Origin of the sequence: Stenotrophomonas sp. S41, assembly GCF_016624625.1 — a bacterium.
GTDB lineage: Bacteria > Pseudomonadota > Gammaproteobacteria > Xanthomonadales > Xanthomonadaceae > Stenotrophomonas.
Window position 1 is genome coordinate 1 of the sequence record NZ_JACVTV010000060.1, and the last position, 24,630, is coordinate 24,630.

General features: G+C 67.9%; 21 protein-coding genes and 1 riboswitch. Of the genes, 11 read left to right on the forward strand and 10 right to left on the reverse strand.

Annotated elements, in window-relative coordinates; genetic code table 11:
• Window positions 1-401 precede the first annotated feature (401 nt).
• From IAE56_RS13240 to IAE56_RS13250, 3 genes are all read right to left on the reverse strand, one after another.
• A protein-coding gene (locus IAE56_RS13240) for an IS3 family transposase (protein WP_200752838.1) occupies window positions 402-1,753 on the reverse strand; the annotation gives its coding sequence in 2 pieces (ribosomal slippage) (window positions 402-1,297 and window positions 1,297-1,753; 1,353 coding nt in all).
• 122 nt (window positions 1,754-1,875) lie between these two features.
• Window positions 1,876-4,470 (reverse strand): M14 family zinc carboxypeptidase, encoded by a 2,595-nt coding sequence (locus IAE56_RS13245; RefSeq protein WP_200752839.1) that lies wholly within the window; start codon window positions 4,468-4,470, stop codon window positions 1,876-1,878.
• Between the two features lie 71 nt (window positions 4,471-4,541).
• Window positions 4,542-7,181, reverse strand: coding sequence for a TonB-dependent receptor (locus tag IAE56_RS13250; protein ID WP_200752840.1), 2,640 nt, complete (start codon window positions 7,179-7,181; stop codon window positions 4,542-4,544).
• A gap of 191 nt (window positions 7,182-7,372) precedes the next feature.
• On the opposite strand from IAE56_RS13250, the gene queD reads away from it, so the two are divergent.
• Both queD and IAE56_RS13260 read left to right on the forward strand, forming a co-directional pair.
• Entirely contained in the window at window positions 7,373-7,735 is a 363-nt protein-coding gene (gene queD / locus IAE56_RS13255; protein ID WP_164074836.1) for a 6-carboxytetrahydropterin synthase QueD, read from the forward strand.
• 115 nt (window positions 7,736-7,850) lie between these two features.
• Window positions 7,851-8,204, forward strand: a complete 354-nt coding sequence (locus IAE56_RS13260) for a phasin family protein (protein WP_200752841.1) — start codon at window positions 7,851-7,853, stop codon at window positions 8,202-8,204.
• A 228-nt stretch (window positions 8,205-8,432) separates the two neighbouring features.
• Here the strand turns inward: IAE56_RS13260 and IAE56_RS13265 are convergent, their stop codons facing one another.
• The gene (locus tag IAE56_RS13265) at window positions 8,433-9,905 is read right to left on the reverse strand and encodes a HAMP domain-containing sensor histidine kinase (protein WP_200752842.1); all 1,473 of its coding nucleotides are present in this window, start codon (window positions 9,903-9,905) and stop codon (window positions 8,433-8,435) included.
• Complete coding sequence (locus tag IAE56_RS13270) at window positions 9,902-10,621, reverse strand: response regulator transcription factor (protein ID WP_200752843.1); 720 nt, start codon at window positions 10,619-10,621, stop codon at window positions 9,902-9,904. The genes IAE56_RS13265 and IAE56_RS13270 overlap by 4 nt, the downstream gene beginning before the upstream one ends.
• A 144-nt stretch (window positions 10,622-10,765) precedes the next feature.
• On the opposite strand from IAE56_RS13270, the gene msrB reads away from it, so the two are divergent.
• The 4 genes from msrB (at window position 10,766) to IAE56_RS13290 (ending at window position 15,535) form a co-directional block, all read left to right on the forward strand.
• Window positions 10,766-11,341 (forward strand): peptide-methionine (R)-S-oxide reductase MsrB, encoded by a 576-nt coding sequence (msrB, locus tag IAE56_RS13275; RefSeq protein WP_108767625.1) that lies wholly within the window; start codon window positions 10,766-10,768, stop codon window positions 11,339-11,341.
• A gap of 2 nt (window positions 11,342-11,343) precedes the next feature.
• Window positions 11,344-13,113 carry a cytochrome c biogenesis protein CcdA gene (locus tag IAE56_RS13280; protein ID WP_200752844.1) on the forward strand — a complete coding sequence of 590 codons (1,770 nt, stop codon included), beginning with the start codon at window positions 11,344-11,346 and terminating at the stop codon, window positions 13,111-13,113.
• 15 nt (window positions 13,114-13,128) lie between these two features.
• A complete protein-coding gene (msrA, locus tag IAE56_RS13285; RefSeq protein WP_200752845.1) occupies window positions 13,129-13,866 on the forward strand; it encodes a peptide-methionine (S)-S-oxide reductase MsrA in 738 nt (245 codons plus the stop codon).
• A gap of 226 nt (window positions 13,867-14,092) precedes the next feature.
• A complete protein-coding gene (locus tag IAE56_RS13290; protein WP_200752846.1) occupies window positions 14,093-15,535 on the forward strand; it encodes a PLP-dependent aminotransferase family protein in 1,443 nt (480 codons plus the stop codon).
• A 122-nt stretch (window positions 15,536-15,657) separates the two neighbouring features.
• On the opposite strand, the gene bioD is transcribed toward IAE56_RS13290, so the two are convergent.
• Window positions 15,658-16,350, reverse strand: a complete 693-nt coding sequence (bioD, locus tag IAE56_RS13295; RefSeq protein ID WP_200752847.1) for a dethiobiotin synthase — start codon at window positions 16,348-16,350, stop codon at window positions 15,658-15,660.
• A 67-nt stretch (window positions 16,351-16,417) separates the two neighbouring features.
• Here bioD and IAE56_RS13300 point away from each other — a divergent pair, with 67 nt between their 5' ends.
• Together IAE56_RS13300 and IAE56_RS13305 are read left to right on the forward strand one after the other, a co-directional pair.
• Window positions 16,418-16,900, forward strand: a complete 483-nt coding sequence (locus IAE56_RS13300) for a GAF domain-containing protein (RefSeq protein ID WP_114618959.1) — start codon at window positions 16,418-16,420, stop codon at window positions 16,898-16,900.
• Entirely contained in the window at window positions 16,897-17,259 is a 363-nt protein-coding gene (locus IAE56_RS13305) for a TfoX/Sxy family protein (protein ID WP_108767620.1), read from the forward strand. The genes IAE56_RS13300 and IAE56_RS13305 overlap by 4 nt, the downstream gene beginning before the upstream one ends.
• 45 nt (window positions 17,260-17,304) lie before the next feature.
• Here IAE56_RS13305 and IAE56_RS13310 read toward each other — a convergent pair whose 3' ends face one another.
• Window positions 17,305-17,883: a histidine phosphatase family protein gene (locus IAE56_RS13310; RefSeq protein WP_200752848.1), complete on the reverse strand. Its 579-nt coding sequence runs from the start codon at window positions 17,881-17,883 to the stop codon at window positions 17,305-17,307.
• 142 nt (window positions 17,884-18,025) lie between these two features.
• Window positions 18,026-18,249: riboswitch (cobalamin riboswitch) on the forward strand.
• Between the two features lie 115 nt (window positions 18,250-18,364).
• Here IAE56_RS13310 and btuB point away from each other — a divergent pair.
• The gene (gene btuB, locus IAE56_RS13315) at window positions 18,365-20,212 is read left to right on the forward strand and encodes a TonB-dependent vitamin B12 receptor (protein ID WP_200752849.1); all 1,848 of its coding nucleotides are present in this window, start codon (window positions 18,365-18,367) and stop codon (window positions 20,210-20,212) included.
• Window positions 20,213-20,282: 70 nt separating this feature from the next.
• Here btuB and gph read toward each other — a convergent pair whose 3' ends face one another.
• The 3 genes from gph to IAE56_RS13330 all read right to left on the reverse strand — a co-directional run bounded on the left by gph (window position 20,283) and on the right by IAE56_RS13330 (window position 22,746).
• Complete coding sequence (gene gph / locus IAE56_RS13320) at window positions 20,283-20,954, reverse strand: phosphoglycolate phosphatase (RefSeq protein WP_200752850.1); 672 nt, start codon at window positions 20,952-20,954, stop codon at window positions 20,283-20,285.
• 74 nt (window positions 20,955-21,028) lie between these two features.
• On the reverse strand, window positions 21,029-21,820 hold the full coding sequence (locus tag IAE56_RS13325) for a class I SAM-dependent methyltransferase (RefSeq protein WP_108767615.1): 792 nt from the start codon (window positions 21,818-21,820) through the stop codon (window positions 21,029-21,031).
• Window positions 21,817-22,746, reverse strand: a complete 930-nt coding sequence (locus IAE56_RS13330; protein ID WP_200752851.1) for a LysR family transcriptional regulator — start codon at window positions 22,744-22,746, stop codon at window positions 21,817-21,819. The genes IAE56_RS13325 and IAE56_RS13330 overlap by 4 nt, the downstream gene beginning before the upstream one ends.
• Before the next feature lie 107 nt (window positions 22,747-22,853).
• Between IAE56_RS13330 and IAE56_RS13335 the strand changes: the two genes are divergently transcribed.
• Together IAE56_RS13335 and IAE56_RS13340 are read left to right on the forward strand one after the other, a co-directional pair.
• On the forward strand, window positions 22,854-23,492 hold the full coding sequence (locus IAE56_RS13335) for an NAD(P)H-binding protein (RefSeq protein WP_164074851.1): 639 nt from the start codon (window positions 22,854-22,856) through the stop codon (window positions 23,490-23,492).
• 93 nt (window positions 23,493-23,585) lie between these two features.
• The gene (locus IAE56_RS13340) at window positions 23,586-24,497 is read left to right on the forward strand and encodes an MBL fold metallo-hydrolase (protein WP_200752852.1); all 912 of its coding nucleotides are present in this window, start codon (window positions 23,586-23,588) and stop codon (window positions 24,495-24,497) included.
• The last annotated feature ends 133 nt before the right edge of the window (window positions 24,498-24,630 follow it).

A 24,630-nucleotide genomic window follows, 5' to 3' on the forward strand; every position in this document is an offset into this window, starting at 1 on the left:
CCTCGAAATTGATCCTATCGAGTGTCCAGGTTGATTAGACCACCACAACCCATCCATGGGGGCTCGGTCGGCGCATCCATGCGCCTCACGGTTTTGCGCCGCCCCCGCTCCCCAACGCTTCAGACATTTCCAGCGCCTTCCTTCTCCCGCGGGGTAGCCGGAGGAGGAAGGATCAAATTCAAATTCAAATTCAAATTCAAGTTCAAATTCAAGAGCAAAAGCCGAAGCCGCTGCTTCTGCTTTTGCTTTTGCCCTTGCCCCCGCCTTGGGTTTGATGCGGCCGCGCCCGCAGGAAACTCTAGAGGGGAGGCCCGGAGGCCCAGGCAGGACCGTTGGCGCCATGGATGGCGCCATCGAGCCCCCATGGTGAAGTGACCCCCAAAAGTTGGACAGTTCGGGGATCAGGCAGCCAGCGCGACCTGCTCCCGGTACTTTACCGGGCTCAGGCCCTTTAATTTCAGTCGGATACGGTCCTGGTTGTAGTACCGGATGTACTCCACCAGCCCCGCTTCCAGGCTTTCGATACTGTCAAAGGTGTTCAGGTAGAAGAATTCCGACTTCAGCGTCCCGAAGAAGCTTTCCATGGCTGCGTTGTCTAGGCAGTTGCCACGCCGGGACATGCTCTGCTTCAGCGAGTGCTTCGCGAGCTTGTGCCGATAGTTTTCGTGCTGGTAATGCCAGCCTTGGTCTGAGTGGATCATCGGTCGGTCTTCGGGCGAAAGCTTCTTGATCGCTTGATCCAGCATCTCGCCTACCAGGTCGAACACCGGCCGGCGCTTCATCTGGTAAGCCACGATTTCGCCGTTGTAGAGATCCAGGATCGGCGAGAGATAGAGCTTCATGCCCTGTACCTTGAACTCGGTTACGTCGGTCACCCATTTCTGATTGGGCATCTCAGCCTCAAACTGGCGATCCAAGTCGTTGGAGACGACCACATTGGCCGCTCCCTTGAATGCGCGGTAGCGCTTGATGCGTACCCTCGACTGCAGGCCCAGCTCGGCCATCAGCCGCTGCACCCGCTTGTGGTTGATGGCTTTGCCCTGATTGGCCAGCTCCAGCGTTATACGACGGTAGCCGTAGCGCCCTTGGTTCTTATCAAAAATCGCGCGGATACGCTCACGCAGTTCCGCCTCGCCCTCACTTGGATGGGCCAAGGCGTTCACCTGGTAATAAAACGTGCTGCGTGACAGCTCGGCCGCCTCGAGCAAAAGCGGCAACGCATGGGCCTGCCTTAATCCCTGGACGGCTTGCGCTTTGCGCGCTGCGCAGCCTGCTCTTCCTGGATCAAGGCATCGAGCTTTTTTAGGTAGGCAGTCTCCGCACGCAGATAGGCCACTTCCTTGAGGAGCTCATCGCGGCTCATGTCCTCGGCGGGCTTGGACGAGCGGGTCTTTTTCATCGGCTTTTGAGGCGGTAATGGGGGTGGCGCCAACGCTTGAACGCCGCCGCCAGCATACAGCCGTCGCCACAACGCCACCGCGCCGGCGTCACCTATCTGGAAGTAGGTGGTGGCCTCGCGCGCGGACATGCCTTCCCGGCCCATCTTTTCAAGCACTTCCAGCTTGAACTGCAGGTCATAGGATCGGGATTTGCGGTCAAACCCTTGCCGACCATGCAGCCGATAGGTCGCTACCCACCGCCTGACCGTGGAGAACTCAAGGCCATGGCGGCGGGCAACCGCCTTGACCGATGTGGAGGTCTTGCAGGCCTCTTTGGCCACCTGCAATTTGAAACAAACCTCATATCTATTCATGTAACCCTCTGGGTTGGATCGGGTGTCCAAGTCCAGGGGGTCACTTCATGGATGGGTTCACGGCGTGTCCTGACTGGGCCTCCGGGCCTCCCCAGCCAGGGAAAATCGCGGCGCTGACTGCCTCAACCCCGCGCTTTCGCCGGATTCACCAGATTCCCGAAGAAAATCGCATTGATCAGCAGGCGATCAGTACCGTGCCAGTACTTGCGATGCGCCGGATCATCGGCAAACAACACCACGTTGCCCTGCCCCTGCGCCGACACCAGCAGCCACGCACTCCCCGCCACACGCGCACGGTTGCGCTCGGACAGGTAACCATTCACCCGTGGCGTCGCATCGATACGCACCACGGTCGAGAACGGATTCGCACTCGGCTGCAGCGTCACCGTGTTTTCCTTGTTGATCGCCAGCTGCCGGCGCGGCACGCCGAACGCCAGCGGATGGGTGGTATCGACGTCGGCGCTGAGGATGTTGCCGCTCACCCGCTCGATCGCGGCGATGTCACGCTGGTCGCCGAACGCGCGGCGGTCGGCATCGCCCGCCTCTTCGTCCTTGCCCAGCGATTCGCCCTCGGCCAGCTTCTGTTCCACCGCCCACTTCGACGCGCTGCCATAGGTCACCAGCGAGCCGCCGGCCTGCACCCAGCGCTTCAGCGCGGCCACGGCGGTGGCGTCGATGCCGGTGTAGGTGCCGCCGGACAGCACGATGGTGGTGTAGCGGTCCAGCGCGACCTTGCCCAGCTGCTGCGGATCCAGCTTGCTGGCCGGCAGGTGCAGCTGCTGGTCGAGGAGGAACCAGGCCGAACCGATCTCGGTGGCGGCCACGCCCTCGCCCATCACCAGCGCCACGGCCGGCTTGCGCAGTGCCTTGACGCCATCGCTGCCGAGGTCGACGCCCTCATTGCTGCGGCCGCTGGACAGGGCATGCACCTGCACGCCGGCGTCGCGTGCGGCGGCAGTTACCGCGTCGAGCAGGGCCGCACCCTGCAGCGGCTGGCCGGCCACCGGGATGACCAAGCTGCCCGAGGCGAAGTCGACCTGGCCCTGCGCGGTGGCGCTGCTGAACGGCTTGAACGCGGCGCGCGCGCTCAGCCCCTTGGCCTGCAGCGCCGCCAGCGCGCGGCCGGCGTTGTAGTCGCGCCAGTCGATGGCGTAGGCGAAGCCGGCCTGACCGCCGTGGACCGCACCCTGCACCGGCGGCAGTTCCGCCACGCGGGCGCCGCCGTCGATGCGGCTGCGGCTGCCGGCGAAGGCCACGCCGTAGGCCGGTGCGATCGCGTAGCTGGTGCTGCCGTAGAACACATCGCCCTTGATCGACGGCGTCTCGGCGAAGATCGAATGGACCAGGCGGAACTGCGCCTGCTGCACCGGCACGACGTACGCGCTGCCGGCATCGAAGCGCTGCCCGTCCACCGTCACTGCGCGATCCAGTGCGCGCACGTCAATGCGGTGCAGCAGCAACAGCTCCAGCAGGCGCCGGGTCAGTGCCGGGTCGTGCGCATCGCCGAACACGAAGCTTTTCACCGGCTGTTGTGCCGCCTGCTTCAGCGCACTCTGGAAGAAGGTCTTCTGCAGGTCGAACAGGCCACTGCGCTCGGTCACCGCACCGCGCACCGTGCCCAGGCCGGTGGCGACCTGGTTGCGGATGGTGAAGGGGAAGGTCAGCAGGCCGTTCACCGATTCCTGCACGCGCCCACGCGAGCTGGCCTGCTCGACGGTGACACCGACCGCGCCGTGGAAATCCGGATAGGTCGAGCCATACACCGGCGAGAAGTTGTCGTAGTTCTCGCCGGTGTAGTACAGCGAACCCAGCGCATCCAGCGACTGCGCGTGGTACTTGGCCAGGGTCTTGTTGAACTCGTACGATGCAGCCGGAATCAACGGGCTGTGCATGCTCTTCGGCGAGGGCTCGAAGTAGTACGTGCTGTCCTTGCCCATCTCGTGGAAGTCGATCTGCACGTTCGGGTACCACTGGTGGAACACGGCCAGCTTGGGCCGCGAGTCCTGCTGGGTCAGGGCCAGCCAGTCGCGGTTGAGATCGGTGAAGTAGTGGTTGGTACGGCCCTGCGGGAACGGTTCGACATGTTCCTTGTCAGCCGGATCGGACGAGGCCGGCTCCGAAGCCCACGCGTTGTGCCAGTTCGCGGCACGGTCGCGGCCGTCGGGATTCTGCGCCGGGTCGAACAGCACCACCGACTGCTGCAGCCACTGCTGGGTTTCGGCACTGCGGTTGGCCACCAGGTAGTAGGCGGTCAGCATCGCCGCTTCGCCGCTGGAGGTTTCGTTGCCATGCACGCTGTAGCCCAGCCAGACCACGACGGGGCTGTCACCGGCGGCGCTGCGCGGTTGCGCCGGGTCGACCAGGGTGGCGTGCTGCTGGCGGATCTGTTCGATGCGCGCCTGGTTGTCGGCGGCGGTGACGGTGGCGATCAGCAGCGGGCGGCCTTCGTAGCTGCGGCCGATCTCCTGCACGCGGATCTTGTCCGAGTGCTTCGCCAGTTCCTGGAAATAGCCCACCAGCTGGTCATGGCGGGTGTAGCGGCTGCCGATCGGGTAGCCAAGGAACTGCTCGGGGCTGGGAATGGCGGCATCGAACGCGGCAGCGTCGGTGGCCTGCGGGAAGAAGTACGCACTCTGGGCCTGCGCCGGCAGCGGCGAGGACAGGACGGTGGCGGCGGCAAGCAGCAGCGGAAGAACGGCACGGCGGTGGAAGGACACGGTGACTCCCCAGGAAACAGGACAGCGGCAACGCGGCCGGCCACGGGTTGTGGCCGGCCGTGGCGATGGCATCAGAAGCGGTAATCGAAGCCGAGGGTGAAGTAGCGGCCACGCAGGTCGTACTGGCTGAAGTCGTACGGCGCGCGGATGCCCGGGAACGAGGCGTCGTACGGCGGCGTCTTGTCAGCCAGGTTCTGTACCTTGGCGTACACGGTCAGCTTGTCGATGCCGGCATAGGCCAGGTACAGATCGAACTGGTTGTACGCATCGATGCGGTCCTGCACGGCCGCGGCGGCGGTGCTGGCCTTCTGGTCGTAACCGCTGGTGTAGTACCAGGTGACGGCCGCGGTGAAATCGCGGTAGGTCCAGTCCAGCGTGGTGGTCGCCTTGTTCTTCGGCAGCGTTGCGCCGAGGTTGCTGCCGGCGTAGTCCACCAGCGGGCCACCGACCACGGTCGGGCGACGGTAGTCACGCACGTGGGTGTAGGCCGAGGACAGGGTGAAATCGCCCAGCGCGGCGGTCGGGATGCGCTGGCGCAGTTCGACGTCGATGCCCGAGGTCTTCAGCTCGCTCAGGTTCTGGTAGCGGTTGAACACGGCCAGCAGCTTGCCGCGTTCGTCGCGCTGCACGGCACCGGCCACGTTGTCGTTGACCAGGGTCTGGGTGTTGTTGGTGCCGACCAGGTTGTCCAGCTGGATGCGGTAGTAGTCCACGCTCAGGTTGGTGTTGGCCCACGGCGAGAGCACCACGCCGAAGTTCACGCTCTTGGTGCGCTCGGGCTTCAGCTCGCTGTTGCCGACGGTGAAGAAGGTGGGGTTCTGGCGCGAGCCCGGCACGTCCGGATCACGCGGGTCGACCACGCTGCCGTAGGCGATGCTGGTGCTGTTGGAGTTCTCCGACAGCGACGGCGCACGGAAGCCCTTCGACGCCGAGGCGCGCACCAGCAGGAAATCCAGCGGCTGCCAGCGCAGGCCGAGCTTGGGCGAGAACGCGTCGCCGAAGTCGTCGTAGTGGTCGGCACGCGCGGCGGCGGACAGTTCCAGGCCCGTGGCCAGCGGCACGTTCACTTCGGCATAGGCGGCGCTGACCTTGCGCTCGCCGTGCACTTCGGCGATGGCCGGGCGTACCTGCAGGCCGGCATCGATCTGCCAGGGGTTGTTGGAATCGAGCTTCTCGCGGCGCCATTCGGCACCGGCAGCAAAGCCGATGTCACCGGCCCAGGTGCGGCCCAGGGTGCCGGAGATCTTGGCGTCTACGCCCTGCAGCACCGATTCGGCCGGGCGCAGGGTGGAGATGTTGATCGCATCGATCACCGACTGCGGGGTGGCCGACGGGTTGAGCAGGTTGTAGCTGCCGCTGGCCAGCGCATCGGCCAGCGCCCAGCGGTTGGCGAAGCCGCCCGACACGGTCTCGCGCTCGCTGCTGCGGGCGCCGAACGCGGCCACTTCCCAATCCCAGGCGGCGGTGCTGCCGCGCAGGCCGACCACGCCGCGGTAGGCGGTGGAGCGGTTAGTCTTGATGGTGCCGCCGAGGTCGAAGAAGGTGTATTCGATCGGCACGGCGCGGCCATACGGGTTGTACGGGCTGCTGGCCGGCAGGTTGGACGAGACCGGTTCGGCAAGGCCGGTTTCCGCGTTCAGGGCGAAGCGGCCGCTTTCCAGGGTGAAGAACGGGCTGCTGCCGAACCACGCGGCGCTTTTGATCTGGCTGTACAGCACTTCGCCGAAGGCTTCGACGTTCTCGCCGAGGCGGAAGGTGCCGTTGGCATACGCCTGGTAGCGCTTGGTCGAGGGAATCAGGGTGGTGTACGGCGCCTGGTTGAAGCCGCAGGTATCACCGGCGAGGCCGTCGATGGGCGCGCTGGCGACGCGGGTGGTGCCGGTGGGGCAGTTGCCGTCGGCATCGAGCATTGGCACCGAGACGCCGTTGATCAGATAGCGCGCGCCCTTGGCCGACCAGCCGTTCCAGCGGCCGCCGGGCTGGTCGCTGTAGATGCCGCTCTTGGTCAGGTTGCGCTCGTCCTGGTCCAGGCGCTCGCGGTTGTAGCCCTGCAGGCTGAAGAGGATGTTGTAGCCATCGGTATCCAGGTCACCGAGGCCACCGACGAACTTCAGGTTCTGCTCGTGCAGGCCGCCCTGGTCGGCACCGCCGAAGCTGCCGCCGAGTTCGGCGCCTTCGAAGTTCTGCCGGGTGATGATGTTGACCACGCCGGCCACCGCATCGGAACCGTACACGGCCGATGCGCCGTCCTTGAGCACTTCGATGCGCTCGACGGCGACCAGCGGCAGCGCGTTGAGGTCGACGAAGGTGTCGGACAGGCCGCCGGCCGGGAAGCCGTAGTTGGCCAGGCGGCGGCCGTTGAGCAGCACCAGCGTGTTCTTCTGCGAAAGGCCGCGCAGGCCGATGCCTGCCGAGCCGGACGCCCAGCCGTTGTTGGTGGTTTCGTTGGCGGCGTTGCCGGTGTTGGCCGAGATCGAACGCAGCACGTCGGCGACGGTGGCCTTGCCGGTCTGTTCCAGCTGCTGGCGGCCGATCACCTGCACCGGGTTGGACGCCTCGGTATCGGTGCGCTTGATGTTGGAACCGGTGACGCGCACGGCGGCCAGGGTGCTGGCTTCGCCACTGGCGTCGGCGGAGGTTTCGGCGGCGGCAGACAAAGGCGCGGCCAGAGCGACGGCCAAGGCCGCCACGAGCAGGGTGTGCTGGGGCATGACGATGTGGGGGGTGGTAGTGGACGACGGAAGTTCCGCAGTAATCCATGCCAGGTCTGGCGCGACCAATAACATCTCTTCATACGGATATAAGAGAAGCTAACATCTCTTCATCCGGATGGAAAGAATTGCTTTACGGAAAGCCAACAACCGGGACGGCCGCGGCGGCGGGGCCGGCGTACAATCGCGCCATGGAAATCTTCAAAGTCTTCATGCTCGAGGCGGCCCACCGCCTGCCCAACGTGCCGCCGGGCCACAAATGCGCGCGCCTGCACGGCCACTCGTTCCGGGTGGAACTGAAGGTGGAAGGCGAGCCGGGTGCGCAGACCGGCTGGATCATGGATTTCGGCGACGTCAAAGCCGCCTTCCAGCCGATCTACGACCGCCTGGACCACCACTACCTCAACGACATCCCCGGCCTGGAAAACCCGACCAGCGAGAACCTGGCGGTGTGGATCTGGAAGGAGCTGAAGCCGGTGCTGCCCGCGCTGAGCGAGATCACCGTGCATGAAACCTGCACCTCGGGCTGCCGCTACCGCGGCCCGGCTGCCTGATCAAGCCATTGATACGCAAGGGTTTCTGAAGGCGCCTTGAGCGCCTTCTTCTTTTTTGTTGCATTGCGGCATGATCGGCGTATGCTGCATTGCATCAACCGCTTTCGATGCCGCCATGGCCAACGCCTTCGCCGATCGTTTCAGTGATGCCACCCGCCAGCTGGCGGCTGCGGCAACGCGTGCAAACCGATTGGCGCTGGAAAACGCCGAGAGCATGTTCGGCGTGCAGCTGAAGGCGATGGAACGCAACCTGACCGCAACCGGCGGCTGGCTGGGCGAACTGGCCCGCAGCGAGGATCCGGCCGGGTTGCTGCCCAAGGGCGCACAGCTGTGGCAGGACAACCTGCAGCGGCTGGGCCAGGCCCAGCAGGAAGTGGTCGATCTTGGCCTGCAGGCCGGTCGCGCCTGGTCCGACCTGGTGCAGGGCCAGACAAATACAACGGCGGACGCCACCGGCAACAGCCACTGACGTCACGCCCACGCTCATTGCATGGGTCCCTCCCCCCATGCAATCCGGACCCGGCAGATCCCTCCCTCTGCCGGGTCTTTTTTTGCCTGCGATTCCGGTAAAGCGCATCCACGCATGGCGTGGATCTACCGGTGAGGTGCGATTCCGGTGAAGCGCACGCGTCACGGGCGGCCTGGCGGCCGCGCACACCGGTAGCGCCGGGCCATGCCCGGCGAGCGCAGCGGCGTATCAGGGCCCCGCGCTCTCCGCGCGCGGCAGCGCAAACACGAACAGCGCGCCGGTCGCGCTTTCCCGCAGTTCGATACGACGACCGTGCAGCTGCACGATGCGCTGCACGATCAGCAGCCCCAGCCCGCCATTCTCGCCACGCCGCGCCCCCAGTGCCGCCGGTGCCTGGAACAGCTGCGCGCGCAGCGCCGGGGCCACGCCCGGGCCATCGTCGGCCACGCTCACTTCCACGCTGCCTTCGATGGCGCGCAGCTGCACCCGTACCTCGCCACCCTCGGGCGCATGCCGCAGCGCGTTGTCGAGCAGGTTGGTCAGCACCCGCTCGACCAGGCCGAGATCGGCACGCACCAGCGGCAGGCCCGGCGGGAAGTCCGCATGCAGGTGCTGGCCGCGTGCCTGCGCGGCCAGTTCGAATTTCTGCAGCACGTCCTGCAGCAGCTCCGGCAGCGCGAACACCTCCCACTCCAGGCGCACTTCGCCATGTTCCAGCCGCGCCAGTTCGAACAGCGCGCGCGCCAGGCGGCCGACCTTCGCGCTCTGCGCCAGGGCGATGCCGAGATAGCGACGGCGTTCGTCCGGCGACAGCGTGGCTTCCTTCAGCGCCATCGTTTCCAGGTAGCCATGCAGCGACGACAGCGGCGTGCGCAGGTCGTGCGAGATGTTGGCCACCAGTTCGCGGCGCTGCAGGTCCTGCTGGCGCAGCTGCTGCCACTGTTCGCCCAGCCGCTGCGCCATCTGCGCGTGGGCATGTTCGAGGATCTTCAGTTCGTCACGCTCACCGCTGCGCAGCGGCACCGGGGCCGGCAATGGCGTGGGCGCATCGATGTCGAAGGCCTGGATGCGCCGGGTCAGCCGGCGCAGCGGCCGGGTGACCCAGTAGAACGCCACCAGCCCGGCCAGCAGGCCCAGCCCGCCCACCAGCAGCACCGACCACAGCGTGGTGTTCCACTGGTTGCTGGCGGCCAGGTCGTCGGCCAGCATCTGCCGGTGCTCTCCCACCAGCACCACGTACACATAACCGGCCTGGCGCCCCTGCACCACCAGCGGGGCCACGCTGAACACCTTGCGGCCGCCGGTACTGCGCGGGTCGTCGCCGAGGATCGGCAGCGGTGCACCGGCCAGCAGGCGACGCAGCGGCGCCAGGTCGACGCGGTTGCGCAGCAGGTGGCCGCTGGGCGCATCGTGGCCGAGGATGCGGCCCTGGTCGTCCAGCAGGTACACCTCCACGCTGGGATTGACCGCCATCAGCTGGCCGAACAGCGCGCGCACTGCGGTATCGCGCATGCCGCTGGTGTCCATCAGTTCGCTGCGCTGGGCGATGTGTTCGGCCAGGCCCAGCGACAGCCGCTGCACCACTTCCTGTTCGTGGCGGGTGCTCGCGCGCATCTGCAGGGCCAGCAGGGCCATGCAGCACATCAGCATCAGCGCGGCGATCACCGCCGCCAGCTTCTGCCACAGATTGGGCGTGATCATGCCGCCGCCCCGGCCGGGTCAACCAGCTTGTAGCCGCGCCCCCACACCGTCAGCAGGCGCCGCGGCGTGGCCGGGTCGAGCTCGATCTTGCTGCGCAGGCGATTGATGTGGGTGTTCACCGTGTGCTCGTAACCATCGTGCTGGTAGCCCCAGACCTGGTTGAGCAGTTCCATCCGTGCGAACACCTGGTCGCGGTGGCGGGCGAAGAACAGCAGCAGGTCGAACTCACGCGGGGTCAGTTCCAGTGCGCTGCCATCGACCGACGCGGTGCGCGCCACCGGGTCAAGCTGCAGGCCACCAACCTCGACCGCACCGGCATCGATGCGCGCGTTCTGTGCCATGGCTTCAGCGCGGCGCAGCAGCGCGCGCACGCGCGCCACCAGTTCGGGCATCGAAAAGGGCTTGGCCAGGTAATCGTCCGCGCCCAGTTCCAGGCCGACGATGCGCTGGGTCTCGCTGCCGCGTGCACTGATGATGATGATCGGCACGTAGCGCGCCATCGAACGGGCACGCTGGCAGATCTGCAGGCCATCCACGCCGGGCAGCATCACGTCCAGCACCAGCGCGTCCCACGGGCCGTCCTGCTCCAGCAGGCGCAGGCCGGCATCGCCGGTGGCGGCGTGGGCGACGTCGTAGCCTTCGTCGGCCAGGTGCATGCGCAGCAGGTCGGCGATATGGGCATCGTCTTCGACGATCAGGACGCGTTTGGCGGACATCGGCAGCTCGGGGCCAGTGGGGAGGCTGCCCGCATTGTGGCGCGGGACGGCCACCGATACCTCACGAAAAATTGAATCCTGCGTGAGGATTCGTTGACCCGGGCAGGCGCAGCATGGCCCCGTCGCCCCTTCCCGGAGTCCGCCATGCCCCTCACCCGCCGCCACCTGCTGGGCCTGGGTGGTCTTGCCACCGCCGCTGGCGTGCTCGGCCTGGGCGCGTGCAGCCGCGCTGCCACGGCCGCCGCCGAAAACCGCCCGGCACGACAGTTCCCGCTGATGCGCACCGACGCCGAATGGCGCCGGCTGCTGACCCCGGCGCAGTACGCGGTGCTGCGCCAGCAGGCCACCGAACGCGCCGGCAGCAGCCCGCTGGACCGCGAACACCGGCAGGGCACCTTTACCTGCGCCGGCTGCCAGCAGCCGCTGTTCTCCTCGTCCACCAAGTTTGAAAGCGGCACCGGCTGGCCCAGCTTCTGGGCACCGCTGCATGGCGCCGTCGGCGAGGACCGCGACACCACCTTCGGCATGCTGCGGGTGGAAGCGCACTGCAGCCGCTGCGGCGGCCACCTCGGCCATGTCTTCAACGATGGCCCGCGCCCCACCGGCCTGCGCTACTGCATGAACGGTGCCGCCCTGCTGTTCCAGCCCGGTGCGGCACAGCAGGACAGCAACGGTGGCTGGCGCGTGCCGCTCGGTTCTTCCCCTACTTCTGGAGCCTGATGATGCTGCTGTTGCTGCTGGCCTACCTGGGCGGTGTACTGACCCTGCTCAGCCCGTGCATCCTGCCGGTGCTGCCCTTCGTGTTCGCGCGGGCCAACCGCTCCTTCGTGCGCAGCACGCTGCCGCTGCTGCTGGGCATGGCGTTGACCTTCGCCGCGGTCGCCAGCCTGGCCGCCGTGGGCAGCCAATGGGTGGCGCAGGCCAACCAGATCGGCCGCTGGCTGGCCCTGGTGCTGATGGCGGTGTTCGCCCTGGCGCTGCTGTGGCCGCGCCTGGCCGACCATCTGCTGGCGCCGTTCCAGCGCGTGGGTGCGCGGCTGAGTGCACGCGCCGATGCCGCCGATGATGCCGGCCGTGGTGGCGCGTGGACCTCGCTGCTGATCGGCATCGCCACCGGCCTGCTGTGGGCGCCGTGCGCCGGGCCGATCCTCGGCCTGGTGCTGACCGGCGCTGCCCTGCATGGCGCCAGCGTCGGCACCAGCGCATTGCTGCTGGCCTACGCACTGGGCGCGGCCACCGCGCTTGCGCTGGCGGTATGGATCGGCGGCCGCGTGTTCAATGCGCTGCAGGCTCGTCTGGGCCTGGGCGACGTGCTGCGCAAGGTGCTGGGCGTTGCCGCGCTGCTGGCGGTGGTGGCCATCGGTCTGGGCTGGGATACCGGCCTGCTGACCCGCCTGTCCACGGTGAGCACCGCGCGCATCGAACAGGGCCTGCTCGATGCCGTGCCCGGTGCGCAGCCGGCGGCGCCGCCGATGATGATGATGGCCGGCGCCACTGCCGGTGCCGACGCGCCGCTGCCGGTGGAAGGCACCCTGCCCGCCCTGGATGGCGCCACCGGCTGGCTCAACAGCCCGCCGCTCAAGGCCGAACAGCTGCGTGGCAAGGTCGTGCTGATCGACTTCTGGACCTATTCCTGCATCAACTGCCTGCGCGCGATGCCCTTCGTGCACGAATGGGAACGCCGCTACCGCGACCATGGCCTGGTGGTGGTCGGCGTGCACACGCCCGAGTTCGCCTTCGAGCGTGACCCGCGCAACGTGATGAAGGCAGTGCGGCAGCTGAAGGTGGAATACCCGGTGGCGCTGGACAACCAGTATTCGATCTGGCGCGCGTTCAACAACCAGTATTGGCCGGCGCAGTACTTCGTCGATGCGCAGGGCAACATCCGCGCCCACCAGTTCGGTGAAGGCAACTACGCGCATTCGGAGCAGGTGATCCGCCGCCTGCTGACCGAGGCCGGCCAGACCGATCTGCCGCCGCCGGCCGACCCGGCCGCCGCCGACCTGCAGGGCGTGGCCACGCAGGCCGACATGGGCAACCTGCGCTCGCCGGAAACCTACCTGGGCCACGCACGTGCCGAGCACTTCGCCTCGCCCGGCGGGCAGCGCACCGATGCGGCCTTCGACTACACGCTGCCGGCCAGCCTCGCGCTGAACCAGTGGGGCCTGTCCGGCCGCTGGACCATCACCGATGAAGCCGCGCAGCTGCAGCAGGCCGGCGGTCGCATCGCCTTCCAGTTCCATGCCCGCGACCTGCACCTGGTGCTGGCACCAAAACAGGACGGCACGCCGGTGCGCTTCCGCGTGTGGCTGGACGGCAAGCCGCTGCCTGCCGCCGATGCCGGCAGCGATGTCGGCGCCGATGGCAGCGGCGTGGTCAACGAGAACCGTCTGTACCAGCTGGTGCGCCAGCGCGGCACGGTCGGCCCGCACCGCTTCGAGATCGAGTTCCTCGATGCGGGCGTGCAGGCCTATGCCTTCACCTTTGGTTGAGAACAGGAGGGCACGATGAAATTCTCCTTCGAACAGGGCATTGCAGCAGGTGTGGCCGGGCTGGTCGCCACGGCACTGGTGGCCGGCGTGCTGCTGGTCGACCACAGCGCAATGGCCGCACCCGCTACCGCCAGCGCGCAGGTACAGGCGCTGCCGGCACCCACCGGCGATGCCGCCTTCACCGATGGCGCCACCCGGGCCAGCGTGGTGTTTGCCGGTGGCTGCTTCTGGGGCGTGCAGGGCGTGTTCCAGCACGTGAAAGGCGTGAGCAATGCGGTGGCCGGCTATGCCGGAGGCAGTGCCGCCGATGCGCGCTACGAGCGCGTCAGCAGCGGCCGCACCGGCCACGCCGAAGCAGTGAAGGTCGACTACGATCCGCGCCAGGTCAGCTACGGACAGCTGCTGCAGGTGTTCTTCTCGGTGGCGCACGATCCTACCCAGCTGAACTACCAGGGCCCCGACCACGGCAGCCAGTACCGCTCGGCGATCTTCAGCGATGACGCCAGGCAGCTGGCTGCCAGCCGCGCCTACATCGACCAGCTGGGCAAGGCGGGCAGCTACCGCGGCCCGATCGTGACCCAGGTGGCCAGCGGCCAGCGTTTCTATCCCGCCGAGAGCTACCACCAGAACTACATGAACAACTACCCGCAGGCGGCCTACATCCGCTACTACGACGCACCGAAGCTGGCCGCGCTGGGCAAGCAGTTCCCCGCGCTGTACCGGCGCCAGGCGTCGCTGGTGCCGATGCGCTGACCGCGCTTCTGTAGAGTCGAGCTTGCTCGACTGTCCCGGCAAAGCAGTCGAGCAAGCTCGACTCTACGAAGCGCCAGCGATTGTTGACGCGGCCCATAAAAAAAGACGCACGACCCTGCGGCCGTGCGTTTGCAATGGATCGGCCAGGCCCCGATCAGGCCCCACCGACGGCACCATGCTAGGCTCGGCGGCATCATGGGTACAGCTCCAGATGCAGGCCAGTCCAATGGATACAGATCCACGCACCACCCCGGCCCCGCCGCGCTACCAGCGCCTGTCCGATGAACTGGCCGAGGCCATCCACGGCGGTCGCCTGCCGGTCGGCAGCCGCCTGCCCTCGCTGCGGCAGATGGCCGCGCAGCGCCAGCTCAGCCTGAACACCGTCATCGCCGCCTACCGCCAGCTGGAAGATGCCGGGCTGGTGGTGCCGCGGCCGAAGGCGGGCTTCGAGGTGGCGCCGCGCCTGTCGGTGCCGCAGCGGTCACTGCGCGATGCACCCTCGGCGCCCACCGCACCGCTGCAGCAGGCGTTGATGGCGCGCGTGCTCGAGGCACAGCGACGCCCCGGGGTGATCGATCTGGCGTTCGCCGGACCACGTGGACGGCAGTTCTATCCCGGTGCGCAGCTGGCCCGGCACACCGCACAGGTGCTGCGCCACGGCCAGCAGACGGTGGAAACCTACGCGCGCCCGAATGGCTCGCCGCGCCTGCTGGCGCAGATCGTACGGCGTGGCCCGAGGATGGGCCTGCACACGCATGCCGACCGCCTTCTGTTGACCCATGGCGCGATGGAAGCACTGCAGCTGGCCCTGCGCGCGGTGACCGAACCGGGCGCGGCCGTCGGCATTGAAGCGCCGTCCTATTTCAACCTGTACCCGCTGCTGGCCAACCTTGGCCTGCAGGCCATCGAACTGCCTACCCACCCGCAGCACGGGCTGGACGTGGATGCGCTGGAAGCGCTGCTGGAGCACACGCCGCTGGCCGCGCTGGTGGTGATGCCCACCGTGCACAACCCGCTGGGCTGCACCATGCCGACGGCCGCCAAGCAGCGCCTGGCCGAGCTGGTCAACGCACACCAGCTGCCGCTGATCGAGGATGCGGTGTATGCCGAGCTGCAGTTCTGCGAGCCACCAGCGCCGCTGCTGAAGGCGTTTGATCGCGATGGCTGGGTGATGGTGGTCGGCGGTTTTTCCAAGACGCTGGCGCCGGATTACCGCATCGGCTGGCTCGATGGCGGCCGTTTTGCCGAGCGCATCGCCCTGCTGAAATTCCAGTCGACCGGCGGTGAACCGCAGCTGCTCGGTGATGCGGTGGCGGCCTACCTGGAAGCGGGCAGTTACGAGCACCACCTGCACCGCATGCGCCGGCTGTACCGCGAACAGGTCGGGCGCCTGCGCCAGCTGGTGGCCGAACACTTCCCCGCCGGCACCCGTGCCACCGAGCCGCAGGGTGGCTTCCTGCTGTGGCTCGAGCTGCCCGGCGTGGATACCCGCGAACTGTTCGAGCGGGCGCTGGCGGAGGACATCGTGTTCATGCCCGGCCAGGTGTATTCGCGCGGCGCGCGCTACCGGCATTGCCTGCGGCTGTCGTGCTGCCAGGCGCTGGATGCGCGCTTCATCAACGCGGTGGAACGGCTGGGCGCGATCGCGCGGGAATTGTCTGCACGGTAGTGCCGGCCGCTGGCCGGCAATCGCGGTGCCGTTCGTATCGGGTTGCCGGGTAGAGTCGACCGTTGGTCGACTGCTCCTGATCAGACCCCGCGCTGCGCGCGATAGTCGACTGACAGTCGACTCTACTGCTGCTCTGCTCCCAGGTGTGCGCCCAGGGTTTGGCCATCCGCGCCCGGCAGGTACGGCAGGCGGCCCCAGCACGGCATCGGCAGGCGCTGCTGCAGGGTGGCGATGTTCTCGTCCTGGCGCTGCATGGTCGGATCGATGTGGTTGCCGATCCAGCCCAGGCACGCCACGCCGCTGGCCTGCAGCGACTGCGCGGTCAGCCGTGCGTGGTTCACGCAGCCCAGGCGCATGCCCACCACCAGCAGCACCGGCAGGTGCAGCGCGCGCACCAGATCCAGCTGATCCAGGGTGGCCGACACCGGCGCCAGCCAGCCGCCCACGCCTTCCACCACCACCACGTCGGCCTGCGCACGTAGGCGCTCGAACGCGGCCACGATCGGCGCCAGCTGCACCTGCACGCCGTCCTCGGCGGCGGCCAGTTCCGGCGCCAGCGGCTGCCGCAGCGCATAGGGATTCAGGTCGGCGTAGTCCGGCACCGGCCAGCTGGCCGCCTGCAGCGCCAGGGCATCCTCGTTGCGCAGGCCGTGGCCGAGGTCCTGGCTGCCACTGGCCACCGGCTTCATGCCCACCGCACGCAGCCCGCGCCGGCGCAGCGCATGCAGCAGCGCGGTGCTGCTGGCGGTCTTGCCGATCTCGGTATCGGTCCCGGTGACGAACAGTGCCGGCGGCAACGTGGTAGGCAGGGGCATCAACGGCTCCAGGCATGCAACAGAGCGTGCATTATCGCTGGTCCCGTACGCTTGCTAGACTGCAGGCATGTTCGCCAATGCCTCGCTCACCGGCAGCAAGCCGGAACAATACGCCCAGCTGCTGGAACAGGCCCGCGGCCTGGTCTACGCCGAGTCCGACCGCATCGCCAATGCGGCCAACCTCTCCGCACTGGTCTACCACGCCCTGCCCGACCTGAACTGGGTGGGCTTCTACCTGTACGACGGCAAGGAGCTGGTGGTCGGCCCGTTCCAGGGCCTGCCGGCCTGCGTGCGCATCCCGCTGGACAAGGGCGTGTGCGGTGCCGCCGCCAGCCAGCGCGTCACCCAGCGCGTGGAAGACGTCGACGCCTTCCCCGGCCACATCGCCTGCGATTCGGCCTCGCGCTCGGAACTGGTGGTGCCGCTGCTGCGCGGTGATGAACTGATCGGCGTGTTCGACATCGACAGCCCGAAGGTGGGCCGCTTCGATGCCGAGGACCAGGCCGGTCTGGAAGCCATCGCCCGCGTGTTCGTCGAGGCCCTGGGATGAGCGCACCGAAGCTGCGCAACATCGGCCCGAAGAGCGCGGCGTGGCTGCGTCAGGTCGGCCTGCGCAGCCGCGAGGACCTGGCCGCGCTCGGCGCGGTCGGGGCCTTCGTCAAGGTCAAGCGCGCCGGCTTCAAGCCGAGCCTGAATCTGCTTTATTCGCTGGAAGGCGCGCTGCTGGACTGCCACTGGCAGGAGCTGGGCGAAGCCCAGCGCGAGGCGCTGGTGCAGGATTACGAGGCACGTATCGCCGCGCACCCGCTGAAGGCGGCCGGCCCGGCATCGGGTCCGGTGCATGAGCAGCGCTTCGACACCGGGGATGACGGCGAAGACAGTTTTGCCGAGAACGCGGACGAGGATTAGAGCGTCCGCGCTTCGCGCTCGCCGGGCATGGCCCGGCGGTCGCGTTTACGGCTGCTGCAGTTCCAGCAGCTCGCCCACCAGGCCCACTTCGCCGCGCTCCAGCCACACCCGCAGGCGCGTGCCGTGGTCGATGCGCAGTGCCCAGCACAGCGACAGCGGCAGCCCGCAGACCTGCGACAGCACCATGCGCAGCGGGCCGCCATGGCTGACCACCACGGTCGGCAGCGGATCCTCATCGTCCAGCAGGCGATCCAGCGCGCGTGCGATGCGCCGTTCGAAGTGGCCCCAGCTCTCGCCGTTGGGCGGCGGGAAGGCATGCGGATCGGCATGGAAGGCCGCCAGCGCGTCCTCCGGCAGGTCGAACAATGACTGCCCGTCCCAATCGCCGAAATCCAACTCCTCCCACTCCTCGTGCGCCTCCACGTCCAGCCCGCGCGGGGTGGCCAGGGCCATCGCCGTGTGCAGCGAGCGCAGGCGCGGCGAACTGATCACCCGCTGCCAGTCCTGCTCGGCATAGGCGTCGACCAGTTCCTGCGGCAGGCGGGCCAGCTGCGGCGGATCGCTGCGGCCATCGAGGAACTCATCGCGGCCGTTGCCGGCATGGCGGACCAGGTCGAGGATCATGCGTGCGTCCTGTGCAGGCAACGCGGGAACAGCAGAAAACAGCGGGACATCGGCAACGGCACCACGGGATCGAGGGGACATTCTACGGGCACGGCAAAGACAGTCGAGCAGGCTCGACTCTACGGGGCTGCTGGGATGCCGTAGACTGCGCCCACTTCCAGGTGACCTGCGGCCACGGCCGGCAGGTTGAAACGGGAAGCCGGTGACGCGTGGCAACACGCCAGGCCGGCGCTGCCCCCGCAACGGTAAGCACGTCTGTTCCAGGCAACATCGCCACTGTGCCTCTGGCATGGGAAGGCGCCTGGACGGTGGCCTCGCGCCACCTGGCGGCAAGCCCGGAGACCGGCCCGGAAGCCTCAGGTCGCGATGCGGTGGGCATGGCGCTGGATGACCGTGGCGCTGCCGCGGCTTCGGCGCCTGCCTGCCTTCGCGGTTCCTCCCCTTCGCCACGCGGGCGTGCGTGGCACCTGGAGTCCCCCCGATGAAGCTGCAGTCCCGAATGCTGTCCCTGGCCGTGCTGGCCGCCCTGCCCGCCCTGGCCCATGCGCAGGCCAACGATGACACCGCGGCGCTGGACCAGGTGCTGGTCACCGCCACGCGTACCCCCATCGCCCTGCAGGACAGCATCGCGCCGGCGCAGGTGATCGACCGTGCGCAGATCGAATCCAGCCAGGCCACCTCGCTGCAGGAGCTGCTGGCGGGCCGCGCCGGCATCAACCTGACCAACAGCGGTGGCCTCGGCAAGCAGAGCTCGCTGTTCCTGCGCGGTACCAATTCCTCGCACACCGTGGTGCTGGTCGATGGCGTGCGCATCAACAGCGCCGACCTCGGCCTGGCGATGTACCAGGACCTGCCGCTGGCGCAGATCGAACGCGTGGAAATCGTGCGCGGGCCGCAGTCGAGCCTGTACGGCGCCGATGCCATCGGTGGCGTCATCCAGATCTTCACCCGTCGCAACCAGGGCGACTTCGCGCCACACTTCCAGCTCGGCGGCGGCAGCAACGGCCTGCGCGAAGCCAGCGGCGGCATCGGTGGCAGCGGCGAGCACGGCTGGTTCGGCGCGGACATCGCCTACCAGCACACCGATGGCATCAACGCCTGCCGTGGCTCGGCCACGCTGTTCACCGGCTGCTTCGCCGATGAGCCCGACCGCGATGGCTACCGCAACCTGTCCAAGAGCCTGCGCGGTGGCTACACCTTCAACGACCAGTGGAGCGTGGAAGGCAGCGCGCTGCGTGCCGAAGGCGAGAACCACTACGACGGTTACTACAACTATTCGGAAACGCTGCAGCAGGTGATGTCCGGCAAAGTGCGCTACACCCCGACCGAGCGCCTGGCCTTCACCGCCAGCGTCGGCCGCAGCGACAACGAATCGGACAACTACGGCGACTTCGGTGTGTTCGGCAGCGCGCAGACGCACCGCGACAGTGCATCGCTGCAGGCCGACATCGGTCTGGCCGAGGGCCAGCTGCTGAGCACCGGCGTCGACTGGAGCGAGGACAACCTCGATGGCAGCAGCGCTGGCTACCTGGTCGACAGCCGCCGCAACACCGGCGTGTTCGTGCAGTACCAGGGCCGTTTCGGCCGCCACCAGCTGCAGGTGAGCGCGCGCAACGATGACAACGCGCAGTTCGGCAACCACGCCACCGGCAGCCTCGGCTGGGCGATGGACCTGGGCCACGGCCTGCGCGTGAATGCCAGCTACGGCACCGCGTTCAAGGCACCGACCTTCAGCGACCTGTACGACCCGTGGAGCGGCGTGCCGACGCTGGACCCGGAGAAGTCGAAGAGCGCCAACCTCGGCCTGTCGCAGCATGGCCAGGGCTGGCACTGGGGTGTGGACGTGTACGAGACGCGCATCGATGACCTGATCACCTACGATGCGGCGACCTTCATGATGCAGCAGGTCGAGAAGGCGCGTATCCGCGGTGCCGAACTGACCGCTGGCGTGGTGCTGGCCGGCTTCGACATCAATGGCCAGCTGAGCTACACCGACCCGCGCAACCGCACCGCGGGCAGTGCCCAGTTCGACAACTGGCTGCCGCGTCGCGCGCAGCAGACCGCGCGCCTGGACGTGGACCGCCGCTTCGGAGATTTCCGCGCCGGGCTGACCGTGCTGGGTGCGGGCAAGCGTTACGACGACGCCAGCAACGCGGTGAAGGTGGGCGGCTACGGCACCCTGGACCTGCGCGCGGAATATGCGCTGACGCCGTCGTGGTCGCTGCTGGCGCGCGCGGCCAACGTGTTCGACCGCCGCTACGAGACCGTGGCGTGGTTCAACCAGCCGGGCCGCGAGTATCAGCTGAGCGTACGTTACCAGCCGAAGTAACGAACCACGCCATCGACGCATGGCGTCGATCTACATGTTCGGTAGCGCCGGGCCATGCCCGGCGAGTGGATCACGGCGTCGGAATGTCCGAGGCCAGCCCTGGCAGTTCACGCAGGTCGTCGATGACCGCCACGGCATGCGCCGTTTCCAGGTCCAGGCCACGCGGGTAGCCGTAGCGCACCAGCGCGATCGGCATGCCCGCGTCTTCGGCAGCACGGTAGTCGGTGAGCGAGTCACCGACCATCAGGCAGGCGTCCACCGCCAGCCCGAAGTGCGCAGCGATATGCCGCAGCGGTTCACCACTGGGCTTGCGCTGCGGCAGCGAATCACCGCCCAGCACCAGCGAAAACGCATCGCCGATGCCCAGGTGCTGCAGCAGCGGCGGCACCAGTGCCGCCGGCTTGTTGGTGCAGATGGCCAGCGGCACGCCACGCGTGCGCAGCAGGGCCAGCGCTTCGGGCACGCCGTCGAACAGGCGCGGGCTGCGCAGCAGGCACTCGCGGTAATGCACCATGAACGTCGGCATCACCTCGGCCAGATCGATGTCACTACCGGCGGCATGCACGGCCTGCTCCACCAGCCGCCGCACGCCATCGCCGATCCAGCCCAGCACGGTGGCTTCAGGCACGCGCGCCAGGCCGATGTCCTGCAGCGTGCGGTTCAGCGCTTCGGCGATATCGGCCGCGCTGTCCACCAGCGTGCCGTCCAGATCAAACACAACCAACGGATAGGGATACGACAAGGGACGGCACCTGTACGACGTGGGCCGTCCATTGTACGCCCCGCTTTTTCGCGATCAGACCGGGCAGGTCCGCCTCAGCCGATCCGGCGCGCGCGGGTGGCCAGGAAGGTGGGCAGGTAGCGATCGATCAGGAAGCGCGGCTGCGGCTGCCAGTCTTCCATGAAGCGCTCGACCACGAAGCCGGCATCGAGCTGGCCACCGATCAGTTCACCCAGGCTGTGGCCAAAGGTCAGCGCTTCGCCACGCGCCAGCTTGGCCTCGCGCTCGTCGGCGGGCAGGTCTTCCAGGTCCGAATACGGAATGGCAAACCGCGGGCGGATCAGGCCCTGTTCCTGCAGCTGCGGATCGCGCGCGCCCACGAACACCACCGGGTTGTAGAAGCTGGCCAGAAGCAGGCCATCCCGGGCCAGCACGCGCTGGCACTCGGCCCACACCGGGCGCACGTCGGGCACGTACAGATTGGAAATGGGGTGGAACACCACATCGAAGCTGCCATCGGGGAAGGCGTGCAGGTCACGCATGTCGCCCTGCACGGTGCGCAACGTCAGGCCGTCGCGCTGGGCCACGCTGCGGTCCTGCGCCAGCTGCCCGTCGGACAGATCGAACACGGTGACGATCGCGCCGGCGGCGGCCAGTACCGGCGCCTGCTGGCCACCGGCCGAGGCCAGGCAGAGGATGCGGCGGCCGCGCACATCGCCCAGCCAGTCCAGCGGCAACGCGCGTGGCGTCAGGTGTACCTGCCAGCGGCCCTGGCGGGCAGCGGCGATGGTGTCCGCATCAACGGGGCGAGACCAGTCGCGGACCTCGCGTGCCTGCCGGTCCCACGCCGCGCGGTTGTGGTCGAGCAATGCCTGTCCATGGTTCATGTGTCCTCCTTGATCGCTGGGCGCCAATCCAGATCCTGGAAGGCCGGGCTGGCAAAACACTCGGCCAGGAAATCCAGGAACCGCCGCATGATAGCGGGCTGCTGTCGACGCGATGCGTACACGGCATGAATGCCCAGCTCGTCCAGTTCGTAGGCCGGCAGCAGCTGCACCAGTTCGCCCGAACGCAGCAGCGGTGCTACCTGGTAGGTCGGCAGCATGGCGATGCCGGCACCGGCGCGCACCGCTTCCAGCAGCAGCGAGGCTTCGTTGGCACTGATGTTGCCGCCTACCGCCACCGACAGCGTGCGGCCGTCGCGGTGCAGCTGCCACAGGCTCTTTCCTACGTAATGATGGGTGAGGCAGTTGTGCGCGGGCAGCTGTTCCGGCGCGCTGGGCGTGCCGTGCGCCTGCAGGTAGGCGGGCGTTGCGCACAGCACCGAGCGGCAGGTGGCCAGCCGTCGCGCGATCAGGCTCGGGTCGATCTGGCGCGCGATGCGCACCGCCAGGTCCACGCGCTCCTCCACCAGGTTGACCATGCGGTCGACCAGCAGCAGCTCGATGCGCGCCGCCGGATGGCGCTGCACGAAGGCAGCCACCGCGCGGGCCAGATGGCTCTGCCCGAACGACACGCTGGCGGTGATGCGCAGGGTGCCGTGCGGCTCGGGATCGTCGCTGGCCAGTTCGCCCTGCAGCTCCTCGCCGATGGCCAGCATCTGCCGGAAGCGCGCCAGCGCGGCTTCACCGGCGCCGGTCAGGCTGATCCGCCGCGTGGTCCGGTGCAGCAGGCGCGCGCCCAGCCAGCCCTCCACCTCGGCCAGGTAGCGGGTGACCATCGCGCGGGACATGTCCAGCACCTCGGCGGCGGCGGTCAGGCTGCCGCGCTCGGCCACTTCGACGAACACGGTCATGGCGGTCAATCGGTCCATCTGCTCGATCCATGCAACAAACAAGCGCGTTATACGCTGTTTTTCGAGCAACTGCAGCGGCCTACAGTGGCCTCGTTCCCCCCCATTCCGCCCCAAGGAGTTCCGCCATGAAGATCGCCCTCGTCGGTGCCACCGGCAACATCGGCCGCCAGATCGCCCGCCACGCGCTGGCCAACGGCCACCAGGTCACGGCCGTGGTCCGCAGTGAAAAGGACCTGCCGGCCGAACTGGCCGGTGCCCAGCTGGCCATCGCCGCGCTGGACGACACCGACGCCCTGGCCGCGGTGATTGTCGGCCACGACGTGCTGGCCAGTGCCTACGGCCCGCGCCCGGGTGATGACATCGGCCGCGTGGCCGACGTTGCCGAGCACCTGCTTGATGCCGCGCGCCAGGCCAAGGTGCCGCGCGTGGTGGTGGTCGGTGGCGCTGGCAGCCTGGAGGTGGCGCCGGGCCTGCAACTGGTCGATACGCCCGACTTCCCCGACGCCTACAAGCCGTACGCTCTGGCGCATCGCGAAGCGCTGAAGCGCCTGCAGGCCGTGGATGACCTGGACTGGACCTTCTTCTCGCCGGCGGCGGAGATCGGCCCGGGCGACGAGCGCGGCCAGTACCGCGTGCAGGCGAAGACCTTCCTCGCCGATGCCAGCGGCCACAGCCGCATCAGCTACGCCGATTACGGTGCCGCGTTTGTGGCCGAGCTGGAAGCGGGCAAGTACCCGAAGCAGATCATCACTGCGGCGTATTGATCGATACGTTCCCCCTGTAGAGCCGATCCTGCGCTCGGCTCGAGGCAACCACTGCAGCCGAGCATGGGCTCGGCTCTACACGAGGAATCGTTGATGCGTACTGCTGCCCTGCTTCTTCCGTTCGCGCTGGCCGCCGGTTTCACCAGTGCACCGCTGCTGGCCGCGCCGGCCATGCCCGCGTCCATCGCGGCGAAACACTCACAACTGCACCTGCAGACCTTCCATCCCGGCCCGCAGGCGATGTTCTCGGTGTCTTCGGTGCTGATCGAAGGCCGCCATGAGGCGATCCTGGTCGATGCGCAGTTCGCGGCCAGCGATGCGCGCGCACTGGTCGAGAAAATCCGCGCCAGCGGCAGGCAGCTGACCACGATCTACATCAGCCACGGCGATCCCGATTACTACTTCGGCCTGGCCACGCTGCAGGATGCCTTCCCGCAGGCACGCATCGTCGCCACCGCGCAGACCGTCGCCCACATCGAGCAGACCCAGGCCGGCAAGCTGGCCTACTGGGGCCCGAAGATGGGTGCCGACGTGCCCGCGCGCATCGTCGTGCCGCAGGTGCTGGACGGCGATGCGCTGCAGCTGGAAGGCCAGCGCCTGCCGCTGATCGGGCTGGATGGGCCGACGCCGGACCGCACGGTGCTGTGGGTGCCGTCGCTGCGCGCGATCGTGGGTGGCATTCCGGTGGTGGCCGGTGAGCATGTGTGGATGGCCGATACGCAGACGCCGCAGTCGCATGCCGATTGGCTGCAGACGCTGCAGCGGCTGCAGGCGCTGAAGCCGAAGGTGGTGGTGCCGGGTCATTACGCGCCGGGTGCGGCGCTGGATGCGAGCGCGCTGCGTTTTACGGCGGACTACATCCGTGCGTTTGATGTGGAAACGGCGAAGGCGAAGGACAGTGCGGCGCTGGTGAAGGCGATGCGGGCGCGTTACCCGACGCTGGCGGGTGTGGAGTCGCTGGAGCTGAGTGCGAAGGTGGCCAAGGGCGAGATGCAGTGGCCTTGAGGTAGGTGGTTTCTTTTTTGCAGGGCTGCGCCCTGCACCTGCTCAATGCAACGGCAACGGCAACAGCTGGGTATCTGTGGGTTGGCGGGGTGGGTCCGGTGGCAGGGGACGCCGTGAACCCGTCCATGGGGGC

Bases quoted from the DNA above. Each gene is read 5' to 3' on its own strand.
- IAE56_RS13250 (WP_200752840.1), bottom strand. From the start codon at position 7,181: ATGCCCCAGCACACCCTGCTCGTGGCGGCCTTGGCCGTCGCTCTGGCC.
- queD (WP_164074836.1), top strand. From the start codon at position 7,373: ATGGAAATCTTCAAAGTCTTCATGCTCGAGGCGGCCCACCGCCTGCCC.
- IAE56_RS13260 (WP_200752841.1), top strand. From the start codon at position 7,851: ATGGCCAACGCCTTCGCCGATCGTTTCAGTGATGCCACCCGCCAGCTG.
- IAE56_RS13265 (WP_200752842.1), bottom strand. From the start codon at position 9,905: ATGATCACGCCCAATCTGTGGCAGAAGCTGGCGGCGGTGATCGCCGCG.
- IAE56_RS13270 (WP_200752843.1), bottom strand. From the start codon at position 10,621: ATGTCCGCCAAACGCGTCCTGATCGTCGAAGACGATGCCCATATCGCC.
- msrB (WP_108767625.1), top strand. From the start codon at position 10,766: ATGCCCCTCACCCGCCGCCACCTGCTGGGCCTGGGTGGTCTTGCCACC.
- IAE56_RS13280 (WP_200752844.1), top strand. From the start codon at position 11,344: ATGCTGCTGTTGCTGCTGGCCTACCTGGGCGGTGTACTGACCCTGCTC.
- msrA (WP_200752845.1), top strand. From the start codon at position 13,129: ATGAAATTCTCCTTCGAACAGGGCATTGCAGCAGGTGTGGCCGGGCTG.
- IAE56_RS13290 (WP_200752846.1), top strand. From the start codon at position 14,093: ATGGATACAGATCCACGCACCACCCCGGCCCCGCCGCGCTACCAGCGC.
- bioD (WP_200752847.1), bottom strand. From the start codon at position 16,350: ATGCCCCTGCCTACCACGTTGCCGCCGGCACTGTTCGTCACCGGGACC.
- IAE56_RS13300 (WP_114618959.1), top strand. From the start codon at position 16,418: ATGTTCGCCAATGCCTCGCTCACCGGCAGCAAGCCGGAACAATACGCC.
- IAE56_RS13305 (WP_108767620.1), top strand. From the start codon at position 16,897: ATGAGCGCACCGAAGCTGCGCAACATCGGCCCGAAGAGCGCGGCGTGG.
- IAE56_RS13310 (WP_200752848.1), bottom strand. From the start codon at position 17,883: ATGATCCTCGACCTGGTCCGCCATGCCGGCAACGGCCGCGATGAGTTC.
- btuB (WP_200752849.1), top strand. From the start codon at position 18,365: ATGAAGCTGCAGTCCCGAATGCTGTCCCTGGCCGTGCTGGCCGCCCTG.
- IAE56_RS13325 (WP_108767615.1), bottom strand. From the start codon at position 21,820: ATGAACCATGGACAGGCATTGCTCGACCACAACCGCGCGGCGTGGGAC.
- IAE56_RS13330 (WP_200752851.1), bottom strand. From the start codon at position 22,746: ATGGACCGATTGACCGCCATGACCGTGTTCGTCGAAGTGGCCGAGCGC.
- IAE56_RS13335 (WP_164074851.1), top strand. From the start codon at position 22,854: ATGAAGATCGCCCTCGTCGGTGCCACCGGCAACATCGGCCGCCAGATC.
- IAE56_RS13340 (WP_200752852.1), top strand. From the start codon at position 23,586: ATGCGTACTGCTGCCCTGCTTCTTCCGTTCGCGCTGGCCGCCGGTTTC.